We start from the raw sequence: 6,471 nt of genomic DNA, 5'->3' as shown, positions 1-6,471 counted from the left end.
AAGGTGTCGCGCAATCTCTGCGCCGGATCGATGCCGTAAAGCGTCTTGCCAGGGGCAACAAAATGAGGATCCGTGATATGAATGATTTTCTGCATTGCTCCACACTCAGATTGGGCCCGACCCTGGGAGGAAGTGGGACAAGAGACCGCTGCTGCGTCAGGCCACTTGATTGCCGTCGTTGTGGTGACCATCTATTCCAGGCGTCTGACAGCGAACCGTGAGCAGTGAGGGGTCGACCCTCTCTGCCGCCCGGATCGAGGTGTTCGATTCCAAGCAAACAGTTGACCGACGAACGGCCAATAAATGTCGCGAGTTGTAAATGCTCGGGCCGCATAAGGGACCTCGGTCGCTATCGCTTTCGGTTGATCATGAAGTAACTCGTCCATCATCGAAACGGTGCCACGGGCCTGTGCTTCGAGCTCCGGTGAGTTCCCCCACGCAGACACGAATGCTCCTTCTTGACCCTCAATTGTAATTTGTGAGCAGCTCGGTCGAACACCGTTGAGTGTCGCTTGCGCGCGCCCGCCCCATGCCGCATCCGCCTGTCAGACTTCGCCGATATCGAATGCAAGGGAGCTTTGTTCGGATTTATGTCAAGTGGACGGAATCGCCGGGACAGTCGGTATAGGAAGACATTTTTGTGGGGTTGAGTGGATGGAAAGCTGCTGCAGTTCACCTTACGGCACCTGCTGCCACCGGGTCCGCCTCCTCCCATTTTGTATTGGGCTGGACTTCGCTCGTCATCAGCAGGACGCTAAGTTCTTCGGCTGATCGCGCGACCACCGCAGCGCCGGCTGACAGCAATCGTTGACCGTGGTCGTCGTGGCAGTGGCCGCCCGCGGTGAAACCGATCACCATCATCCCCGCGGCCACACCGGCTCGAACGCCTGCAATGCTGTCCTCGACAACGACGCAGCGCGCTGCCTTAGTGCCCATCTGGGCGGCAGCGAACAGGAAGAGGTCCGGTGCAGGCTTACCGGCCTTTACCATGGCGGAGCTGAACACGTGGGGATGGAAGTATGCCCAAAGTTCCGTCAGTTCAAGACCAAGCCGCAGCTTGTCGGGGGCGCTGCTCGATGCGACGCAGCGCGGCAATCGCAACTGATGCAGGAGTTGGTCAATGCCGCTGATCGCTTGCAGTTCCGTCTGGTAGCTTTCCTTTATCCGGGATTGCACGATGACGTCGAAGTCGCTGGGTAGAGGGCGGCCCCAGTCTTCTTCGATCATTTTCCGCATGGTGGCTGAGGAAAGGCCGGTAAACCGCAGAATCACATCAGAATACGACATGGGATAGCCAATGCGGGTAAGTTCTTCGGCATCGATTCGACTTGCCAGCGTCTCGCTATCGATCAGAACGCCGTCGCAATCGAAGATGACCAGTTCATAAGAGGCCTGTTGATTCATTGCATGCCCTCGGGAACCCAACCTTCTGCGGAGACCTCGACCACATGTCGGTCGCTAACTTCGAAGCGATGCACCAGGACCCCATCAACGTCGATTATCGCGATGTCAAAAGCGGGCGCATCCTCGACGAAGTCCGCGTCTCTCCGCGTGAAATGTGGAATGATCTGATGCGCCACGCCGCGGTTTGCACTGAAAGGGATGCCGCTCCAGGTGCCGCCAACATCGACATGCACATGGCCGTGGAAAATGTGCCGCACATTGCCGGCGCTGACAATCGCCTGCATGATCGGGCGCCAATTCTCGGTGCTCCAGGGTTCGAAATGCGGCAGGCCGATCGGCTGCAGCGGATGATGGACGAAGAGGTAGGCCCGCACATCCGACGCCTCGGCCACCCGGGCCAGCAGCCACTCGAGCCGACCATCGTCCAAGGAGCCATGACCGAAACCTTCCACCAATGTGTCGAGAAAAATGAGGCGCCCGGCAGATCCGTCGTGAACCGACTGGATAAAGCCGTTCTCATCGCGCGGCTCTCCAGGAAACGCCCGAACAAAATTCTCGCGGCTGTCGTGATTGCCGAGCAGAAGGCGGGCGGGCACGCACAGTTCCTGCAGCACCTCGCGAAGTAGGACATAGGAAGCGAAATCTCCCTCGTCAGTGAGATCGCCAGTCACGACGCAAAGCTCGGCGTCGGCGTGATCGCGGTTGATGCGCTCAATGGTCTTGCGAAGCCGTTGGGCAGGATCGAAGCCGAAGAGCATGGCGCCTAACGGCACAAGATGGGGGTCGGTCAGATGAATGAGTTTCATGGATAATCCCGAAAAAGGGAGGGATGCCGCACAGGAGCGTGCAGCGTCTCGGACGAGGCGATCAGTTCGTTTTCGGCAGGAGTGCGCGAACCTCGGACACCATGTCTGCGAGAGCGGCTTCCGGTTCCTTGGATCCAAGCGCAATAGCCGTCATCTCGTCGCGGAGGACCTCCCCGATCTGCACGCCGTTATCACCAGGCCAGGAGAACCACGGGCGGGCGCGGGGCGTCTGAAGCACGCTGGTGTACCAGTTCGGGTGCTTATCGTAGAAGCCGGCGAGATGATCCTTGTCGAGGGCAAGCGTGTTGGTCGGCATATAACCAGTATTCGGCACGACAATGCTCTGGCCTTCAGGACTTGTGGTGAACTTGACGTAGTCCCAGGCGGCGGCGCGCTTGGCGGGATCGTCGGTAAGGATTATCGCAACCATGCCGCCCGTCGGCATCGTCGCATCTTCAGCGCCGAGCGGCTGCTTGGCTGTGCGGAGCTTGAACCGATCTCCAATTTCACCTTCGAAACCGCTCACACTGCCGGCAGAGGCGAAGAAGAAGCCGAGCTTGCCAGAGGTGAAGAGCTGCCGGGCGGCATGGGAGTCGATCGCCGGCTGAGCGCCGTCGGTGTGGAACCGCTTGAACAGCTTGACGGCAGCCTGGCCTGCAGGACCGTCAAAAGCGATGTCGCTCTCCTTGTCGTTCATCATCTGGCCGCCGAAGTTGCGTACCAGGTTCTGCGTGGCCCAGTCGTCCGAGCCGAGCTGGTAATACATGCCGGACGTTCCATTGCCGAGCGCACCGACCTTGCCGGCCAGTGCGACGAAGCTGTCCCAATCGGTCGGAACCTTGTCGGGGTCGCCGCCCGCCTGCTTCACGAGATCGGCATTGTAATAAACGACCGGCGTCGACATGGCGAAGGGAAGTCCGTACAGATGGCCCTCGATTCTTGCCAGAGACAGGATTTGTTCCGTGTAGCCCTTATCGGCCAGGTGATCGGCGGCAACGAGATCGTCGATGGGCTTTACGAGCCCGCGCGTGACGAGCGGACGGAGCACGTTAAAGCCGACATAGTGAACGTCCGGCAACTCGCCTGCCATGCTCTGACGAATCAACGTCTGGACAGCTTCGTCATAACTCGGCGCAGCAGCGCGGAAGCTGATCTTGATTTCCGGGTGGTCCGCCATGAAGCGGTCTGCAATCGGCTTGTGGATCACTTCGTGTTCGGGCCAGGCGTAATAGACATTGAGTTTCGTCTCGGCTTGCGCTGGCATGGCTGCCGCTGCGACACCGGCAGCAAGGATCATTGCAACTGTTTTCACATTGCTCTCCTGAGTTTTGAGATGGGGGTTTTTAGAGACGGAGCTAGTGTCGGCCGAGCACCAGACCTCGGATGAAATGTTTCTGCATGAGAAGGAAAAAAGAGACCAAGGGAGCAGTTACGAGAACGCCCCCCGCCATCAGCGCACCGACATTTCCGGCGCCCTCGCCGGCCTGCCGGAAATAGGCAATGCCGAGCGAAGCCGTCATCATGTCGGGATTGGTTATCACCACCATTGGCCAATAAAGATCGTTCCAATGGGCCACGATAGAGAAGATCGAGAAGGAGACGACGGCCGGCCAAGCTGCTGGCAGCATGATCCGCCAGGCGATCGATAGCTCGCTGAAACCGTCGAGCCGCGCCGCGTCGAGCACCTCATCGGGAAAGGTCACGAAGAACTGCCGGAACAGGAAGATGGCAAACACCGAAATGATCCAGGGCAGAACCAGAGCGGCATAGCTGTCGAGCAGTCCGGATTTTGCGAGGGCTATGTAGATCGGGATGGTTGGTATCTGCACCGGCACCAGAAGGCCGAGCAGGACGCCGACAAGCAGAATAGGGCGGCCCGGGAAGGACAGCTTGGCCAGCGCATAGCCGCATGGGATGGCGATCGCGATCTGCAACACAAGAATTGCCAGACACACGACAAAGCCATTTGCCATGAACCGAAGCAGCGGAATTGCCGAGAGCGCAGTGCCGTAATTGTCGATTGCGCCGTGAAGGGTCGGCGTTGGAAGCAGGCTGCCGTCAAAGATCTCGCTCTGTGGCGTCAGCGAGGCAAGGATCATCCACAGAAACGGAAAGACCATGATGATCGCGCCGGTGACAAGCACAGCATGCGAGACAATGCGGGAAGAGGAAGATTGCCCCAGGATCATCACTGGCCTCCATTTGCTTTCCAGCGCGCCCGACGCTCGGAGACGCGCATCTGGACGAGCGACAGGAAAGTCACGAAGACAAAAAAGGAAACGGAGATCGCAGAAGCATATCCGACGCGGAAGAAGCGGAAACCTTCTTCATAAAAAGTGTAAAGAACGACGGAGGTAGATTTCATCGGCCCTCCCTGTGTGAGGACCGCGACCGTTTCGAAAACCGAAAAGGCGCGGATAATTGTCATCACGGTGACGAACACCGTAACTGGCGCCAGCATCGGCCAGGTGACCAGAAGGAAGCGCTTCAGTCCCCTGTCCGCCCCGTCGATAGTCGCAGCTTCGTAGAGCTCCTCTGGAATGGTCGAAAGGCCAGCCAGGAAAAGGATCATGTTGAAGCCAACCAACTGCCAGACGCCGATCGCCGCGAGCGCATATATGGCCGTCGCCGGGTCGGACAGGAACCTGACGGGCGATGCGCCCAGGAGCTGCAGCAGCGTGTTGGCAAAACCCAGACTTGGATGCAGGATTGCTTCCCACGCGGTCGCGAGAGCAACCAAGCTTGCAGCCACGGGCAGAAAGTAAGCGGTTCGATAGAGAACTGCGAACCGTGATCTAGCGATCAAAACGGCGACGAGCAGCCCCCACCCGATTGCCGTCGGCACGACCACAGCCACATAGAGCGCGGTGTTGCGCAGACTCTGAGCAAAGCCAGGGTCGGTCAACATGCGCGTATAATTAGCAACCCCGATGAATTGGATTCCGGCCAAGCCGAGCGACGCATTCGTGAAGGACAGAAAGAAGACAAGAATGGCGGGTCCGATGACAAGGGCAACAAGCAACAGCGTCGCCGGCACGGACAGAATTATGCCAGCTTGCGCCTGGGCCCGAGCCGGCCGGTAGCTGCCTGCAGTGTTCGGAGCTAAGGAACTGAGCGGAATGTCGTTGGCTAAGGCCATGTCAGGCTGCCCCGCTGTGATCGCCACGCTGGCGCGAGCCGTTGGAAGGAAAGAACCATGCCTGTTCAGCGTCGATGGTCAGTCCCAGATTGTCGCCGTCACGCAGTGATCGCGCGCGCTCGGCGGAAATGCGGGCGACGAACTGAGCGCCGGCCTCGGCATCGACAAAGACGTGAGCGTCGATCCCTGCGTGCTCAATGCGCGTGACGCGAACCGGCAGGGCTCCTGGATGATCCTTCTCAGCCAGGGTCGCATGCTCGGGGCGGAAGGCCAGCGTTCCGGCCAGCCCGGATCCGAGCGCATCGCGAATGATGATCCTGCTGCCGCCGATCATGAGCGCGCCGCCTATAGGTGCGGCCACTGCCAGCTCGTTCAGGAATGGCTGCGCCAGGAAGCGCGCTACGTCTAGATCGACGGGTTCGCGATAGAGATCGGCAGGGGCTGCGACCTGACGGAGTTCGCCGCCAAAGATGACTGCGACGCGGTCTGAAAGCGCTGCCGCCTCGGCCTGGTCATGGGTAACGAAGATAGTCGTCGTTTCCATTTCCTTGTGAAGCCGTGCGATCTCGCCACGCGTATGGATGCGCAGCGCTGCGTCCAGGTTTGCCAAGGGTTCGTCCATCAGGAAGATCTTCGGCTTGCGCACCATGGCGCGTCCCAAAGCCACGCGCTGGCGCTGCCCGCCCGACAGCGCCGACGGTCGACGCTCGAGCAGCGCGTCGAGCTTGAGAAGCCCTGATGTCTGCCGGACCCGCTCCTGGATCGAGCGTTTGCGTTGGATGGCTCCGGGCAGCAGCGCGCCAATCACAGGAAGCCGTTCCAAGCTGCTTAGCTCACGCATGACCAGCGGGGCAGCAATGTTGTCGTGCACGCTCAGATGCGGATAAAGGGCGTAGCTCTGGAACACGAAGGCTAGGTCGCGGTCCTTCGGCGCCACCGCGTCCAGCCCCCTGCCGCCTGCACGCACATGGCCCTGGTCGGCACGCTCCAGCCCCGCGATGATCCGAAGAAGCGTTGATTTACCACACCCGGACGGCCCCAGCAGTGTCACAAACTCCCCCGCAGCAACCCTTAGACAGATGCCGCGCAGGACATCAATCGCGCCAAACCGCTTGCCGATGT

The 6,471-nt window shown here is 59.8% G+C and carries 6 protein-coding genes; all 6 read right to left on the bottom strand.

The window, feature by feature from the left end; translation table 11 throughout:
• Nucleotides 1-672 precede the first annotated feature (672 nt).
• The gene (locus EN781_RS22235; RefSeq protein WP_127400337.1) at nucleotides 673-1,404 is read right to left on the bottom strand and encodes an HAD family hydrolase; all 732 of its coding nucleotides are present in this window, start codon (nucleotides 1,402-1,404) and stop codon (nucleotides 673-675) included.
• On the bottom strand, nucleotides 1,401-2,210 hold the full coding sequence (locus tag EN781_RS22230; protein ID WP_127400336.1) for a phosphodiesterase: 810 nt from the start codon (nucleotides 2,208-2,210) through the stop codon (nucleotides 1,401-1,403). Before EN781_RS22230 ends, EN781_RS22235 begins: the two co-directional genes overlap by 4 nt.
• Before the next feature lie 61 nt (nucleotides 2,211-2,271).
• Nucleotides 2,272-3,522, bottom strand: coding sequence for an ABC transporter substrate-binding protein (locus EN781_RS22225; protein ID WP_029354776.1), 1,251 nt, complete (start codon nucleotides 3,520-3,522; stop codon nucleotides 2,272-2,274).
• A gap of 43 nt (nucleotides 3,523-3,565) precedes the next feature.
• Entirely contained in the window at nucleotides 3,566-4,399 is an 834-nt protein-coding gene (locus EN781_RS22220; RefSeq protein ID WP_029354774.1) for a carbohydrate ABC transporter permease, read from the bottom strand.
• Nucleotides 4,399-5,349, bottom strand: a complete 951-nt coding sequence (locus EN781_RS22215) for a sugar ABC transporter permease (protein WP_091597853.1) — start codon at nucleotides 5,347-5,349, stop codon at nucleotides 4,399-4,401. Before EN781_RS22215 ends, EN781_RS22220 begins: the two co-directional genes overlap by 1 nt.
• 1 nt (nucleotide 5,350) lies before the next feature.
• Complete coding sequence (locus EN781_RS22210; protein WP_127400335.1) at nucleotides 5,351-6,469, bottom strand: ABC transporter ATP-binding protein; 1,119 nt, start codon at nucleotides 6,467-6,469, stop codon at nucleotides 5,351-5,353.
• Nucleotides 6,470-6,471: the final 2 nt, after the last annotated feature.

It is taken from the genome of Mesorhizobium sp. M4A.F.Ca.ET.090.04.2.1 (assembly GCF_003999085.1).
In the GTDB taxonomy this organism is placed as follows: Bacteria; Pseudomonadota; Alphaproteobacteria; order Rhizobiales; family Rhizobiaceae; genus Mesorhizobium.
Note: the sequence above shows the minus strand (reverse complement) of the source record. Positions and strands in the feature narration are given on the sequence as shown.

Bases quoted from the DNA above. Each gene is read 5' to 3' on its own strand.
- EN781_RS22235 (WP_127400337.1), bottom strand. From the start codon at position 1,404: ATGAATCAACAGGCCTCTTATGAACTGGTCATCTTCGATTGCGACGGC.
- EN781_RS22230 (WP_127400336.1), bottom strand. From the start codon at position 2,210: ATGAAACTCATTCATCTGACCGACCCCCATCTTGTGCCGTTAGGCGCC.
- EN781_RS22220 (WP_029354774.1), bottom strand. From the start codon at position 4,399: ATGATCCTGGGGCAATCTTCCTCTTCCCGCATTGTCTCGCATGCTGTG.
- EN781_RS22215 (WP_091597853.1), bottom strand. From the start codon at position 5,349: ATGGCCTTAGCCAACGACATTCCGCTCAGTTCCTTAGCTCCGAACACT.